This window comes from Nonomuraea sp. CA-143628 (assembly GCF_050942315.1).
Lineage (GTDB): Bacteria > Actinomycetota > Actinomycetes > Streptosporangiales > Streptosporangiaceae > Nonomuraea.
Genome location: NZ_CP192072.1, coordinates 4,220,440 through 4,235,280, shown reverse-complemented (window position 1 = coordinate 4,235,280; position 14,841 = coordinate 4,220,440). Strand labels below are relative to the sequence as shown.

Below are 14,841 nucleotides of genomic sequence, written 5' to 3'. Positions count from 1 at the left end.
CTCCCCGAAGCTAGACCGCGAATGGGTACGTCTCGGGCGCCTCGCCCCGCTCCCAGACGGCGGTCCGCTCAAGTGGTTCCAGCGCGCGGGTGTCGTCGATATGGATCAACGCGTCGAACTCGTCGGCCACCCGGGCCTGGAAGTAGTGGCTCTGCCGCTCGGTCTGAGGCCGGTAGATCACCCCGATGGCCCGCTGCAGGCGCGCCGTCCGCAGCACGTCGGCGGCGGGCTTGGCCACGTCGAACCAGAGCAGGAACTCCCCGCTGCTCGCCTGGTGCAGTAGCTCCTCCACGCTGCCGGGCAGCGCCGGCCGGACCATCTTGCGCTCGGCCGGGCCACCCCAGTCGTCGGCGGCGGTGACCGTACCCGAATAGGTGGTGAAGCCGATCAGGCGGCACTCGCCGGGGTGGCGCTCGCGGACCAGCCGGCCGACGTTGAGCTCGCCCCGGGCGCCCATCTCGGTCGCCCGCGCGTCGCCGAGATGGGAGTTGTGCGCCCACACCACCAGTTTGGCGGGCTCACCACTGACCCGGCCGAGATGGTCGGCCAGGGCGTCCAGGGCATCGGCCATGTGCTCGTCGCGCAGGTTCCAGGAGGAGATGCGGCCGGTGACCATCGAGCGGTAGTAGCGCTCGGCCGACCGCACGCTCACGGCGTTGCGCTGGGCGTGGAACAGCTCCTCCTCGGCCGGCAGGCCGTCTTTCCTGGTGTATTCGTAAGCGTGCCGCCGCAGGTCGGCGAGCTGGGCGACCACCTCGTCCTCGCACGACTCCCCCGCGCCGAAGGCCGCCGCCAGCCCGTACGACTGGGCGTCTCCGTCGGCGTGGTCGAAGCAGGCGTACCGCTCGCGGGCCCGCGCTGCGGCCTCCGGGGAGACCCGATCGAGGTAGTCGATGACGTCCTGCATGGACCGGTAAAGGCTGTACAGGTCCAGCCCGTAGAAACCGGCCTTACGCGCCTCGTCGCCGATCCGGTCGTTGTGATCGCGCAGCCAGCCGACGAAGTCCACGACGGCGGTGTTCCGCCACATCCATGTCGGGAAGCGCTCGAAACCGCGCAGCGCCTCCTCCACCGTCTCGTCCTCGCCCCGATCGCGTACGTAGCGGTTCACCCGGTAGGCGTCCGGCCAGTCGGCCTCGACCGCCACCCCGTGGAAGCCGCGTTGTTCGATGAGCTTCCTGGTCATCTCCGCCCGTGCCGCGTAGAACTCGGCGGTGCCGTGCGTAGCCTCCCCGATCAGCACCAGGCGGGCATCCCCGACCAGCCCGAACAGGGTCTCGTCCGGGGGGACGCCGTTCTCGACGACCGCGGCGGCCATGCGGATGATCGCCGCCTCGGACCGCCCGCCGCCCGCGCGCGTACTGTTGGCGTTCCCGGGTCGTGCCGCCGCCCGCAGCAGCTCCCGTACCTCTTCGTCGGTGACCTGGTCGAAGTCCCAGTACGCCTGCCCGACGGCGAAGAACGGGGACGGCGTCGTGGCGCACACGACCTCGTCCACCTCCAGCCGCAGCTCCTCGCAGGTCGAGCTGGGCGCGGCCGGCACCGCCACCACGATGCGCTCCGACCGCAGCCGCCGCACCGCGAGCACGGCCGCCCGCATGCTCGACCCGGTGGCCAGGCCGTCGTCGACCAGCATGACGGTTCGGCCGCCCAGCTCCGGCATCGGCCGTCCCTCGCGATAGGCGAGCTCCCGCCGTACCAGCTCGCGGCCCTCCCGCTCGGCCGCCCGCCGCACGACCGACGGCTCGATGCCGAACCCGCGGACGACCTCCTCATTGAGCACGATCACCCCGCCGCTGGAGATCGCCCCCATCGCGAGCTCCTCGTGCCCCGGCACACCGAGCTTGCGTACGAGGAACACCTCCAGCGGGGCCTCCAGCGCGGCGGCCACCTCGTAGGCCACAGGTACGCCGCCGCGCGGCAGCCCGAGCACGATCACGTCGTCACGATCACGGTATTGAGTCAGTAGACCGCTCAGTGCCCGTCCGGCATCCCGGCGATCACGGAAGGTGTGATCTGCCATAACCGTCCCATCCCATCTCGTGACAGAGCATGTGTGACCTGCTCCTGCTCCCTCCCCCTTCCCTCCCTTGGACAATCAGTCGTGTCACGCGACCGGCCCACGCCCGGCCTTGCCGTCCGATCGCTTGATGGACACGAGCAGCCCGGACACGCCGGCCTTCTCGGCGGTGCTCCTGTCGAGATCCCTTTCCGGGTCAGAGTCCAGTGACGGCGAAACCGAGGGAGCGGTCCTGCGTCTGTCCCTCGCACTTGGGATCACGCGAGTCGAACAGGTCGCCCCAGCTCGCCCGGCAGCGGAACAGCTCGACGCCGACGGCGTTCGGCGCCCCGGGCACGGACTGCGGCGCGCTGGTCCAGATGAAGCCGAGCCTGCGCACGACCGTCTTGCCCTCACAGGCGGCGTCGGCGGAGGTGAAGGTGTCGGTGCCGTCCTGGCAGCTCATCAACGCCGTGGTGCCGGGCAGCTGGGTCATCGACAGGGTCCCCATGTTGCCCTCCGGACGGTAGTTCGCCGCCAGCCGGGCGGTCTCGCTGGCGTGGTCGTACGGGTAGCCCGTCGTGTTGTGCCTGATCAGGTGGGTGTAGGCGCGCGTGTAGCCGAGCTCGAACTCCTTCGTCTGGCCCTCACACCCGGGGTCCGTGGAGGCGAAATGTCCCACACCGGGGAACTGGCACCGGTAGACCAGGCGCGTGGGCACGCCGGCGGGCGGCGTGATGTAGAAGCGTCCGACGCTGCCGAGGTTGAGGTAGGTGCCGCAGTTGTCCGGGTTGAGGAAGTAGTCGGCCGTCCCGCTACGGCACGAATAGATCACGCGGGTGTTGGGCTCGTCCGCCCCGGCCGGCAGGCCAAGGGAGAACTCGTAGTGCGAACCCGCCGGCACCGGCCCGTCCGTCACGATGTGCGGCCCGGCGAGGTTGACGTATCGGGCGATCTGGCTCCCGTAGAGGCTGCGCCGCTTGGTGACGGGCTGCGCCTTGTCCGCCTTGATCTGGTCGGCGGTACGTACGCCGGTCCACGCGTGCACGTCGTCGACGTCTCCGGCGAACGGTGTCGCCGCCGCGCTGTTCTGCCGGCCCCGGCCGATCTGGAAGGCGCCGGTGGCGTTCACCGTGGCCGTGGCCTTCTTCGAGGCCACCTTCGCGCCGTCGACATAGAGCTGGATCTCCTGAGCCGCCGGATCGTAGACCCCGGCCAGATGCGTCCACGCCCCGGCCTGCGCGCTGTCGCCCGAATCGGCGCTGAGGGCGGTCAGCTGGGTGTCGGTCGCCGACTGCGGCAGCGCGAAGGACCACTTGTGGGTGTCACCGCGATAGCGCAGCTGGAAGCCGCTCCCCTGGCCGGCGTCCTGGCTGAGGACCGTCCGCCACTGATCGTCGGCCGCGTCCAGCCTGGCCCACGTGGTGACGGTGAAGCCGGCATCGGTACGCAACACCGGCACGCCGGTCGCCAGCGTCTCGGTGCCACCGCCGAACCGCACCGCACCACTCCCCACCTTGCCGGTGGTCCAGGAGGCGGCGCTGCCCAGGGCGCCGACCCGGTAACTGCCGGACACCTCCTGCGCCGTCGTGCCCGTCCCGTCGTCGAGCGGCAGGAACAGCTCCTCGGCCGCCGGGCTGCCGGCCAGGTCGTGGATCTCCTCGGTGGCCAGGGTCCGGTCGTAGACGCGCACCTCGTCCAGCGAGCCAGGCCAGTAGTCGACCGGCCCGGCGGCGTACCGGGCCCGGCCCAGCTGCACCGTCCCGCTCGCGCTCCACGGCGTGGTGTGAGCGGCGGGCGCGCCGGCGACGCCGTCCACATAGAGCTTGATCTCCTTGGCGGCGGCGTCGTACTCGCCGACCAGATGGGTCCACCGGCCCGCGACCGCCGGGCCCGTCGATTCCGCGACGTGACGCGCGGCGGCGTCGGCGTCGGAGGCCGGCATCATGAAGTTCCACTTCTTGGTGTTCGGGTTGTACTGCAGGAAGAACCCGCTGATCCGGGTGCCGTCCTGGCTGACCGCCGTCCGGTAGGTGGTGTCGAGCCGGTCCAGCTTCACCCAGGCCGAGACGCTGAACGTCTTCGTCGTGTCCACGGTGGCGCCGCCCGTGGTCTCCGCGTACGCGGTGCCGCCGTCCAGCCAGAGCGCGTCACCATGGCGGCCGGTCCGCCAGCGCGCCGCCGCGGAGAGCGTCGCGTCGTGCTGGGCGGGCGACTCGTCGACGGCCTTGGTCTCGACGTACCCGTCGAGCTTCCAGTGGCCCCTCGGCGGCGTGCCCGGCCCGACGATGAAGTGGTAGCGGTACAGCGGCCCCAGGTTGTCCGCGCGGTCGACGCTGCGGGCGTACAGGTCCAGCGAGCCGTCCTCCGGCGGTGTGACCAGTATGTTCGCGCTGCCCGAACTGGCGGTGACGGAGGAGAAGGTGTTCTCCTGGCCGTACAGGTAGTACTCGAACCCCTTCACGTCACTGACGCCGTCGGCGCTCAGGGTGAATCCGCCCGTGCGCCCGATGCCGCCGCCCCTGGGACAGGGGTCGTAGTCCGGTGGCGGGCATTCGGGGTAGGTCACCGAAGTGACCTTCGGCGCCTTGTCCGGGCCCGTTCTGTCGATGGTGACGTCACACCACTGCCCCCACGGCCCGAAGTCGACGCCGTCGGCGCCCCGGACGCGATAGGCCAGATTGGCGCCGTCCGCGGCGTTCGCCGTCGGCACGTCCATGGTGAAGGTGGAGCCGGACGCCTTGAACTCCGTGGCGGCCACCCCGAGCCGCGCGCCGAACCTCGTGTACCACTCGAACTGGGCCTGCACCAGGCCGCCGTCAGGATCGGAGACGACCGCCGACATCTTCGGCCCGCGCGGTCCCTTGTTGGGGTCGTTGTCGATGTAGGGATTGATGTACGGCTCGTTCGGCTGCACGGCGCACGCGGCGTTCTCCACCGTCTGGCCGGTCGGCGTGTTGGGGTAGCTGTTGTACGTGATGACCAGGCTGGGGTTGGTGTTGAACTTCTTCCAGCCGTACGCGTCGCCCTCGTTCGCCGCCTTCAGCATGATCGCCGTGAGGCCGTTGTTGTACGTCACGGCCGCGTTGACCGCGGCGGTCGCGTCGAACCCGACCCAGTTGCCGGGGCAGGCGGAGCTGTAGCCGTAGGCGACGTTGACCGTCCCCAGGCCGATCGGGCCGCCGCCGGGGAAGGGCTGGTTGTTCCAGGTCGTCCCCGCGCTGACGGGGTTCGTCCCCCACGCCTCGACCGGCCGGGCCGCGCACGAGGGGGCGTAGTTCTCGAAGGCGTTGAACTCGGCCACCTGTACGTGCTTGCCGACCATGAACGACGCGTCGTACTGGAAGTACGAACGGGCCACCCCGATGCCGTTGCAGCCCGCCCAGTTGCAGTAGCCGGCCTTGGCCAGGTTCTCCCCGTCACCGCCCCAGTAAGCCTGCGCCGGATGGCCGGACAGCACCATGGCGAAGCCCGTCTGGCCCGCGGCGAAGTCCGGGTCGATGTACATCGGGAACGTCGCCGCCGGATCGGCCAGCAGCTTCTTGTCCGGCCGCAGGACCAGCGTGTCCTTGCCCAGTTCGAGCTCTCCCACGGCCCGCCTGGTGGCCGACGGCGTCGAGTCCCACGTCATCGGCGCGCCGGACCCGAAGACCTGCTTGCCCTTGTCGTCGTAGGCGCCGATGTTCCCGTGCCCGTCGTCGCGGACCGACACGCCCTTCGCCGCCAGGCCGAACGTCAGCTCGGCCAGCTTCGGATTCGCCGCCGCGGCCTTGTCCTTCACCACCAGCACCTCGGTGAAGCCCTGTGCGGTGGCGGTCATACGCAGATCCACCCCCGCGATGACGTCGGGGTACGTCGCGGAATCGCGGCTCAGCACCGGCTTCGGCAGCGGCGCCGGCCAGCGCAGCTCGACCTGCGCCTTGCCCTGCCCGAGCCGTACGAGAGGCTGGTCGCCGCCGCCGGAGAAGACGACGGGAACCGTGGTCGCGCCCGGCTCCACCCCGCCGTCGGCCCGCTGCCGTAGCGCGGTGTCGACCGGCACCCAGCCGGAGTCACGCTTGACGCGAACCGGGATGGTCCGCAGCTCGGCCGTGAACGATCCGTTCGGGTTGGCGTAGACGTCCCGGCTCTCGGCCTGCTCCGCGGTCACCGCGACCCGCTTGCCGGACCGCTTCGCCTCACCGACCGCCCAGGACGCGGAGCCCACTGGATCGCCGACGCTTGTCGAACTCGCCATAACCGCCGACGCGCTCGCGTCAGCCGATGCCGCCGCCACGGGTAATAAGCCGGCGCATACGGCCGTCAATCCCACGAGCGGAGCACGCAGACATCGCCACACTGTGTCTCCAAAAGGTAATCGGGGGCAGCGGGCAACGGCCCTGTTGAGCTGCCGGTTCGACAGAAGAGGCCGCACATTTCGGCCAGGCTCAGTGTCAGCCGCCGAAGATCCTTGAGCCAGGGCACACACCGGACATTTGGCGGACTTTGTCCTGCCCTATGCACCAGGTCCGGCCGAGGGCGGTGACATCACTCGCGGTGATCTCAGGACGTGCGGGACATCGCCGCGTCCCGGCCCTCGGATCCGGTAGCCGCTTGCCGGCTCGGTTGGCGGCCGTGGTTACGTCCAGTCCGGCTCTGATCACCATTCGCTGACGCTCGCGACCCGATCCCTTTACTATCTAATGTGCCCGCGCTGAGCCGGATATCGACAGGAGACGACGAATGGTCGGAAAGTCCGGAACGTCGGCAATGACACTGTGAGGTTACTCGCGGGTCGCTATCGGCTGCTGTCGCAGCTCGGCCAGGGCGGCATGGGCACGGTCTGGCGGGCGACGGACGAACTCCTTCGTCAGGAAGTGGCCGTCAAGGAGGTGCGGCTCCCGTCGGACCTCGACGAGGCATCACGGGCCGAGCTGACCGAACGCACACTCCGTGAGGCGCGCGCCGCGGCGACGCTGCGCTCCCACCCGTCCATCGTCACCGTGCACGATGTGGTCCTCGACGACGACCGGCCGTGGATCGTCATGGAGCTGGTCCGCGGCCGCTCCCTCGACCGGGCCGTACGCGACGACGGCCCGCTGCCGCCGCACCGGGTCGCCGAAATCGGCCTGCGGATGCTCGACGCCCTCGCGGCGGCGCACGCGTCGGGCATCCTGCACCGGGACGTCAAACCCGCCAACGTCATGCTCACCGACGACGGACGGGTGCTGCTGACCGACTTCGGCATCGCGACCGTCGCCGGAGACACCGGGATCACGCAGACGGGGATGCTGACCGGCTCGCCGGGCTACATCGCCCCGGAGCGTCTGCGGGGTGAGGCCGACGGCCCGCTCGCCGACCTGTGGTCGCTCGGCGCCACCCTGTTCACGGCGGTGGAGGGCGGCCCGCCGTTCGCCCGCCCGAACGAGGCCGCGGTGCTGGCCGCGGTGCTGATGCAGGAGCCTGCCCCCTTCCGCCTGGCCAGCCCGCTCGCCCCCGTGCTGGCCGCGATCCTGGACAAGGACCCGGAACGCCGCTGTCCCCCGGACGAGGTGGCCACGTGGTTGGAGGCCATCTCGCGGGGAGATCCCGCGACGGGCCCGGCTCCGAGACAAGAGCGGACCATGCCGGGCCACTCGCCTCAGCGTCCACCTCGACGCGTCCGACCCCAGGTCCTCGTGGGGGCCGCGCTGGCGGTGGTGCTGACGGTGACGGCGGGGGTCGTGGTCGTGCCGATCCTGTTTCCGAACATCGTCCGCCTGCTCGGCTACGCGCTCACGCCCCGGAGCACCTACTCCGCGGCACCGAGGTTCAGCCCGCCGTCGTCGGCGGCGGCCACACCGCTGATCACCCGCGACTTCGAGGCATGCGACCTGCTGACCAACGCCCAGACGCGCTCGCTGTTCGGCACTCCGATGAAGCGCCAGTACGTGCTCGACACCTCCTGCGGCTGGTCCGCGACGGACGGCACCGGCCTGCGCGTCATGGCGTTCCGTTTGCCCAATGCCTCGGCAGCCGGTCTCTACCACCAGAGCCTTGTCAAGTACATGAAGGACGAGCCGAAGCGCAACCCGGGGACAAAGCTCCGCAAAGGGCCGAAGGTCGGCGACGAGGCGTACAGCTATACCCAGCGGCGCACCTGGGGCTTCGCGCCCTACCAAACCCACACCGCCTTCCGTCTGTTGAACGTCTCGGTGGTCATCGACGTCTCTGCCCGGCGGCCCGGTCACGCCACTGCCGATCGGGCGGCCAAGCTCGTCGCGGCGTCCGTCAACAGGTATCGGTAACCCACCGTCGGCCACGACCTCATCAATACAGGCGAGGTGGCATCATGACCAAGACCTTGATCGACCTCGACGACGAAGCCTTGGCCGAGGCCGCGAAGCTGCTGGGCACCTTGTCCAAGAAGGACACGGTCAACACCGCCCTGCGAGAGATCGTTGATCGACGCCGACGGGCGGCGGCCGTAGCTCGCATGCGTGAGATGGTTGCCGCAGGAGAGATCGACTTCTCCATCATCGACAAGGGTGACAGCGCGCAACAGGGCGCGGTGTGACGGAGCTTTACCTCATCGACACCAGCGCCTTGGTCCGCTTCACAACGTCATTCCCGAATCGGCCTGGACCGAGACCGGCGAGTAGCAGCGCGAACTCGCCGACAAGACGTGGCACCAATGCGCCTCACCGGTCGATCTGTTCATGGCGGTGACGGCCCGGCACCACAAGCTCACCGTGCTGCACGCGGGCCGCGACCTCGACGCCATCTCCCGCCTGACCGGACAGCCGGCGCGCTGGATCAGCTGACTCGCGCGGGCGTGACGTCAGCGACTGCCGGGCTGGTGGCGCGAGCGAGAGCGGGTTCGCCCGTTGCGAGGGGACCTGGGTGCGGCAATGCGCCGGAGCTATTCGGCGAGCAGCGGGGTCGAAAGCCGATACTTTAGTTCGATGAGCGGGCGGCGGTATGGCTGGCAGGGTAGACGGTGATTCGCAAGCAGGACCCTGACGGCGGTGGGCATCACGTGCGGACTTTACCGGCATGAAAACGACGCACGAGATCGCCGGTTGGCTCGGCGAGCGCGCGATTGACCTGGGCGACCTGGAACGGGCCGTTCCCTCCGGCTCGGCCCCGCTGGGTGCCGCCCTCGATGGGGTACGGGTCGTGGGGCTGGGCGAGGCCACGCACGGCACCCGCGAGTTCTTCCTGCTGAAGCATGTCCTGCTGCGCCACCTCGTCGAAGACCTGGGCTTCACCGTGCTGGCCATGGAGGCGAGCGTGTCGGCGGCGGCCGCGGTCGACGACTACGTGACAGGCGGCAGCACCGATCCCGTCGAGGCGCTGCGTGAGCTCGGCTTCTGGACCTGGCGCACCCGAGAGGTGCTGGCCGTGCTCGAATGGCTGCGCGAGCACAACCGTACGGTGCCCGCCTCGGCGCAAGTGCGCTTCGTCGGCATTGACCCGCAGTTCGCGCAGGCGTCCCTGCAGTGGCTGAGCGCCAACACCTCCGGGCACGCGGCGCTGCTGGACCGCCTCTCCCCGGTCGCGGCCGCCCGCCTGGGCGTCGGCCGGCCGCTGGACCCGAACCTGGCGGACGACGCCCGGCACCTGATGGACGCCTTGGCGCAGGCGCCCGGCGATGCGGCAGCCCACGCCAGGACCGTGTGGCAGTGCGCGAGCCTGATCGCCCGGCCGTTCCGCCACACCGACCCCCGGCAGACGGTCTCCGCCCTGCGTGACGAGTTCCTCGCCGACAACGTCGGCCTGCTCCTGCGCGACCCGACGGCCCGGGTCGCCGTCTGGGCGCACAACGGCCACGTCAAGAAGAGTCCCATGACGGGGACCGACATCCCGACGATGGGCCGCCACCTGGCTCATCGTCTGGGCGACGCCTACTACGCGCTCGGTCTGCTGTTCGGTGGCGGAACATTCCGCGCCCGGCGAATGCGCTTCGGGCGGCCGGCCTCGGGTGGAGGGCCGGGGACCCGCCGGGTGCCGCCGGTCGAGGGCAACCCAACTGTGGTCGAATCCTGGCTGGCGGCCGTCGAGCCGGACAACTTCGTGGTGGACCTGCGCCACGGTGAGCGCCCCGAAGAGGTGGCGGGCTGGCTGAGCGGCCGCAACAACATGCGCGCATTCGGCGCGGCGGTGGGGTGGCTTACGTACAAGTTCTCCTTCATGCCGACCGTGCTCGCCGACGACTTCGACGGTCTCGCGTACGTGGCCAGGGGCACCTGCTCACGTCCCCTGTAGCGGCCGGACGACCGGTGAATCGGGACATGTAGTATCCCTGATATGTTCATGGGCGAGGGCGTCGAGTGGGGCCTGCACTGCTGCCTGGCACTGGCATGGCTGGAAGAACAGGCTCCAGTGGCCACCGGCCAACTGGCGGAGATCTTCGAACTCCCGCCCGCCTACCTCAAGAAGCGGCTACAGCCGCTGGTCCGGGCGGGCATCCTGGCGTCCACCCCAGGCGCGCGCGGCGGCTACCGCCTGGCCCGTACGCCCGAGCGCATCACGCTCATGGACGTCGTGAGCGCGATCGAAGGGTCGGCCGAGGCGTTTCGCTGCACCGAGATCCGGCAGCGCGGAGCCGGCGCGGAGACCCCGGCCCGGGAGTTCGAGCGTCCATGCGGCATCGCCACCGCGATGCGCCGAGCCGAGATGGCCTGGCGGCGCGAACTGGCCGCTCAGACGCTCGCGGACCTCATCGCCGCCAGCCCTGCCGGCGCCCCCCGCCGAGTACAACGCTTCCACCAGAGACTCGGCAACTGACGACACATGGCCCGGCCGATCGGCCGGGCCCTCTTACGAAGGAGAATCGGGATGCCGAATGTCTCGATAATCGGCCCGCTCCTGCGCGGTGGCGGTCGCCAGGGAGCCGCCGGGGAACGGCGTCGCCGGGGAGCCGCCGGGGAACGGCCAAGCGGCCAGGGCACGGCGATTCACCAGCGCCCATCCCGGCCGGGCGGACTGGGCCCCGTCCTGGTCCTGGCCCTGGGCACCTTCTCCGTGGGCACCGACGCCTTCGTCATGGCGGGCTTCCTGCCCAGCACCGCCGCCGACCTCGACATATCCACCGCCACAGCCGGACAGGCCGTCACGGTCTTCGCCGCGAGCTACGCCTTACTGTCTCCGCTCCTGGCCACCGCGACCGCCCGCGCCCCACGCCGCGCGCTCTTGGTCACCGCCCTGCTCGTCCTGGGCTTGGCGAACCTCGGCTCCGCCCTGGCCCCCGACTTCGCCCTGCTGATGGCCTCCCGGATCGCCGCCGCCGCAGGAGCCGCCGCCTTCACCCCGAACGCGGGCGCCGTAGCCGCCACCCTCGTACACCCGGAACGACGAGCCCGTGCACTGGCCGTGGTCATCGGCGGGCTGACCATCGCCACCGCACTCGGCGTGCCACTCGGCGACCTGGCGGGCCACTGGCTGGGCTGGCGCTCCGCCCTCGCGCTGGTCGCGGGCCTCTGCCTGATGACCACGATCGGCGTGGCACTCCTGCTACCCACCCTGCCCGCAAACCCGACGGTCCCGCTCCGCGCCCGCCTGGCCGTCCTGGGCAACCCCGCCGTCCGCGCCATCCTGCCGCTGACCGTGCTCGGCATGGCGGCCGCCTACACGGTGTACGCCTACAGCGTTCCAGCCCTGTCGGCCGTCGGAATCAGCCCTTCGGCCACCGTCTGGGTCCTGGCCCTTTACGGAGTGGGCGCCGTCGCGGGCAACCTCGCCGCCGGCTACGCCACCGACCGCTGGGGCAGCATCCGCGTCCTGACCGCCGGCTACCTGACGATGGCCGCCGGCCTGGGGGTTCTCGGCGCGATGGCCGCCACCCACATCACTTCCCCGGCCTTGGTCGGCCCGCTCGCCATGGCCTGGGGCGCGGGCAGCTGGTGCCAGACGCCTCCGCAGCAGCACCGGCTGATCGCCGTCGCCCCACAGGAGGCTCCGCTGGTCGTGGCCCTGAACTCCTCTGCCATCTATGTCGGCATCGGCGCCGGAACTCTCCTCGGCGGACTGACCGTCCCTTCGGGCACCACGACCATGTACGCCACCGCCACCGCTTTGGCCGTCCTTGCCCTGGCCTATCTCCTGATCACCGCCGACAGAGCTCCGGGCAACAGATCTCGGGGGAAAGAAGTCGAAGCAAGTGCCTGACCAGCGGCCCGATGCTCAGTCTTTGGACGCTTGGTTCTCGGCGCGTTCGCTGTCGTGGGGCGCGCTGACGAAGGTTCCCTTGCCCAGAACCGAGTAGAGCGTGCCGTCGGCAAGCAGCGCATTGAGCGCTCGGCGGGCTGTCCCCTTGGAGACGCCCAGCTCGACGGCCAGTCGCGGCTCGCCGGGGACAGGCATGCCCGGTTGGTATACGCCTGCTGCGATCCTGCGCCGGATCTCGTCCGCCACGGCCTGCCAGCGGAGCTCATCGGGCTTGAAGTCCATGAGGCAACGATAGGAACCCAAAGGTTCCCATTCATTCCTTGGGGTACCCAGGGGAACCCCTAGGCAGGACTAGGAAGGTTGACGTAGCCTTCAGTCATGCAACAACCTCCGGGCTACGATCTCGATGCGCTGCGCGCCACATTCCCCACCTGGTCGTTCTTCCGCAGTGATGCGGGCGTGTTCTATGCGACCCGGCGCGGTGTCCAACTCAGGAATGCCGACATCGACAAAGGGCTGCGGCAGACGGTGAGCGCGGATGACATGGACACGTTCGTCGCGCTGCTCCGCGACCAAAGCCAAATGGCGGTGCGGTCGTGAACGGTCCGCCCACATATTTGGACTATCACGGCCTGCACGTGGCGACCACCCCGAACCCGGAGGCCGTACGCGTGGAGTGGTGGCAGAGTGTGCCCCGCTGTTATCGACTGCGGGTTCGCGAGCACACGTGCGTGTGTGAATACCCGATGTTCGAGCTCTGCGCAGCCGGTGGGTTGTGCTTCGTTCGGCGCATCCCTGGGGACGCCGCCGCCATTCTTGAAAGTATGTGGCTGCCCGCCCGTGCTGCTCGGGAACTGTGGTGGCAGATCTTGGCTGGTCGGGCGTGGTGAGTCAGCAGCACCACTGGTTATCCGAAGAAGACGCCAGCCTCGCTTTTCGACCAGACGGCCAACGCCCGGGGAGCGCGAGGGGCCGGGGCCCCTCGCCGGGGCGGAGCCCCAATGAGCACAGTCTGAGCGCAGCGAAGACCATGCCTGTGAGCAGGGAAAACAGTCTGAGCGTACGCGAAGCCCGTGCCTGTGAACTCGGAAAACAGCCTGAGCGCAGCGAAGACCGCGATTGGGGGATGATGGGCTGTGGCTGAGGACCAAATGAGGAGGCTCCGGTGACTCGTCAGATCGTCTCCGTTGTGGGTGGCAAGGATGCCGCCGGCACCGAAACGTACGAATCGACCAACCCCGCACGCACCGCCGAGGTCGTCGCCCGCGTCGGCCTGGTCGATGCCCAGACCTTCGCCGACGCCTGCCGCACCGCCAAGGAGGCGCAGCGGGAGTGGGCCAAGGTGCCGGCTCCGGTGCGGGGGCGGGTGATCGCGTCGATCGGGCGGCTGGTCGAGGCCAATGCCGAGGCGCTGGCCCACCTGGTCACCCAGGAGATCGGCAAGCCGTACGCCGAGGCCCTGGGTGAGGTGCGGGAGATCGTTGACACGTGTGACTTCTTCCTCGGCGAGGGTCGCAGGCTGTACGGGCAGACCGTGCCGTCGGAGATGCCGGACAAGAAGCTTTTCACCTTCCGTAACCCGGTAGGCGTGGCGGCGGTGATCACCGCCGGTAACTTCCCGGTCGCGGTGCCGTCCTGGTACCTGGTTCCGGCGCTGCTCTGCGGCAATGCCGTGGTGTGGAAGCCGGCTGAATACGCGGCGGCCTCCGCGCATGCGATGTACCAGCTGTTCGCCGCCGCCGGGCTGCCCGACGGGGTGCTGAACATCGTGTTCGCCGACGGCGTCCAGACCTTCCAGGGGCTGGAGCTGGCCCTTGAGGAGGGCACGGTGCACAAGGTCGGGTTCACCGGGTCCAGCGAGGTCGGCAGGAAGATCGGGGAGCTCACCGGACGGCATCTGCAGGCGGCCTGCCTGGAGCTGGGCGGGAAGAACCCGATGGTGATCATGCCGGACGCCGATCTCGATCTGGCCGTCGAGGGGGCGCTGTTCTCCGGCTTCGGTACGGCCGGTCAGCGCTGCACCAGCCTGGGCACGGTCATCGTGCATGAGAGCGTGCACGATGAGTTCGTCGAGCGGTTCGCCCAGGCCGTACAGAACGCCAAGATCGGCGACCCCGAGCAGGACGTGCTGGCGGGCCCGCTGCTGGACCAGAAGTTCGCGGATCGGTACGAGGAGTACCTGACCTGGATCCAGCCCCACCACCGCGTCGTGTCCGGAAATATCGGGAAAATTACTGACCAGGCCCCGCGCCGCGACTTCACCGGCGACGGCGGCCTCTTCTACCACCCCGTCGTGGTCGATGGCGTCAAGGCGACCGACCAGCTGTTCCTGGAGGAGACGTTCGGGCCCATCGTGGGCGTGACGACCTTCGAGACGATCGACGAGGCCATCGAGCTGGCCAACCTGCCCGGCTACGGCCTGTCCAGCTCGATCTACACCACCGACGCCCGGCACGCGTGGAAGTTCCGCGAGGGCATCTCCGCCGGCATGGTCAGCGTCAACAACTCGACGTCCGGCGCCGAGGCGCACCTGCCCTTCGGCGGCAACGGCAAGTCCGGCAACGGCAGCCGCCAGTCGGGCATGTGGGTGCTCGACCAGTTCACCCGCTGGCAGGCGATGAACTGGGACCACTCCGGCCACCTGCAGAAAGCCCAGATGGACGTCGCGGACATCGCACCGGATATGAACTTCCGGCTCTAGGTCCTTCTACTTT

Annotated in this window: 10 protein-coding genes; 7 read left to right on the top strand and 3 right to left on the bottom strand. The window is 69.6% G+C overall.

The window, feature by feature from the left end:
- Window positions 1-10 precede the first annotated feature (10 nt).
- The gene (locus ACQP2T_RS19610) at window positions 11-1,939 is read right to left on the bottom strand and encodes an erythromycin esterase family protein (protein WP_433517545.1); all 1,929 of its coding nucleotides are present in this window, start codon (window positions 1,937-1,939) and stop codon (window positions 11-13) included.
- A 277-nt stretch (window positions 1,940-2,216) separates the two neighbouring features.
- On the bottom strand, window positions 2,217-6,236 hold the full coding sequence (locus tag ACQP2T_RS19605) for a LamG-like jellyroll fold domain-containing protein (protein WP_433517544.1): 4,020 nt from the start codon (window positions 6,234-6,236) through the stop codon (window positions 2,217-2,219).
- Between the two features lie 520 nt (window positions 6,237-6,756).
- Here ACQP2T_RS19605 and ACQP2T_RS19600 point away from each other — a divergent pair.
- The 5 genes from ACQP2T_RS19600 (at window position 6,757) to ACQP2T_RS19580 (ending at window position 12,127) form a co-directional block, all read left to right on the top strand.
- Entirely contained in the window at window positions 6,757-8,265 is a 1,509-nt protein-coding gene (locus ACQP2T_RS19600) for a serine/threonine-protein kinase (protein WP_433517543.1), read from the top strand.
- Between the two features lie 44 nt (window positions 8,266-8,309).
- Window positions 8,310-8,534 (top strand): type II toxin-antitoxin system VapB family antitoxin, encoded by a 225-nt coding sequence (locus tag ACQP2T_RS19595; RefSeq protein ID WP_433517542.1) that lies wholly within the window; start codon window positions 8,310-8,312, stop codon window positions 8,532-8,534.
- Between the two features lie 479 nt (window positions 8,535-9,013).
- On the top strand, window positions 9,014-10,225 hold the full coding sequence (locus ACQP2T_RS19590) for an erythromycin esterase family protein (protein ID WP_433517541.1): 1,212 nt from the start codon (window positions 9,014-9,016) through the stop codon (window positions 10,223-10,225).
- A gap of 42 nt (window positions 10,226-10,267) precedes the next feature.
- Complete coding sequence (locus ACQP2T_RS19585; protein WP_433517540.1) at window positions 10,268-10,747, top strand: RrF2 family transcriptional regulator; 480 nt, start codon at window positions 10,268-10,270, stop codon at window positions 10,745-10,747.
- 51 nt (window positions 10,748-10,798) lie between these two features.
- Complete coding sequence (locus ACQP2T_RS19580) at window positions 10,799-12,127, top strand: MFS transporter (protein ID WP_433517539.1); 1,329 nt, start codon at window positions 10,799-10,801, stop codon at window positions 12,125-12,127.
- 15 nt (window positions 12,128-12,142) lie between these two features.
- On the opposite strand, the gene ACQP2T_RS19575 is transcribed toward ACQP2T_RS19580, so the two are convergent.
- Complete coding sequence (locus ACQP2T_RS19575) at window positions 12,143-12,409, bottom strand: GntR family transcriptional regulator (RefSeq protein WP_433517538.1); 267 nt, start codon at window positions 12,407-12,409, stop codon at window positions 12,143-12,145.
- Window positions 12,410-12,505: 96 nt separating this feature from the next.
- Here ACQP2T_RS19575 and ACQP2T_RS19570 point away from each other — a divergent pair, with 96 nt between their 5' ends.
- Together ACQP2T_RS19570 and ACQP2T_RS19565 are read left to right on the top strand one after the other, a co-directional pair.
- Window positions 12,506-12,727, top strand: a complete 222-nt coding sequence (locus tag ACQP2T_RS19570) for a hypothetical protein (RefSeq protein WP_433517537.1) — start codon at window positions 12,506-12,508, stop codon at window positions 12,725-12,727.
- Window positions 12,728-13,292: 565 nt separating this feature from the next.
- Window positions 13,293-14,828 carry an aldehyde dehydrogenase family protein gene (locus tag ACQP2T_RS19565; RefSeq protein WP_433517536.1) on the top strand — a complete coding sequence of 512 codons (1,536 nt, stop codon included), beginning with the start codon at window positions 13,293-13,295 and terminating at the stop codon, window positions 14,826-14,828.
- The last annotated feature ends 13 nt before the right edge of the window (window positions 14,829-14,841 follow it).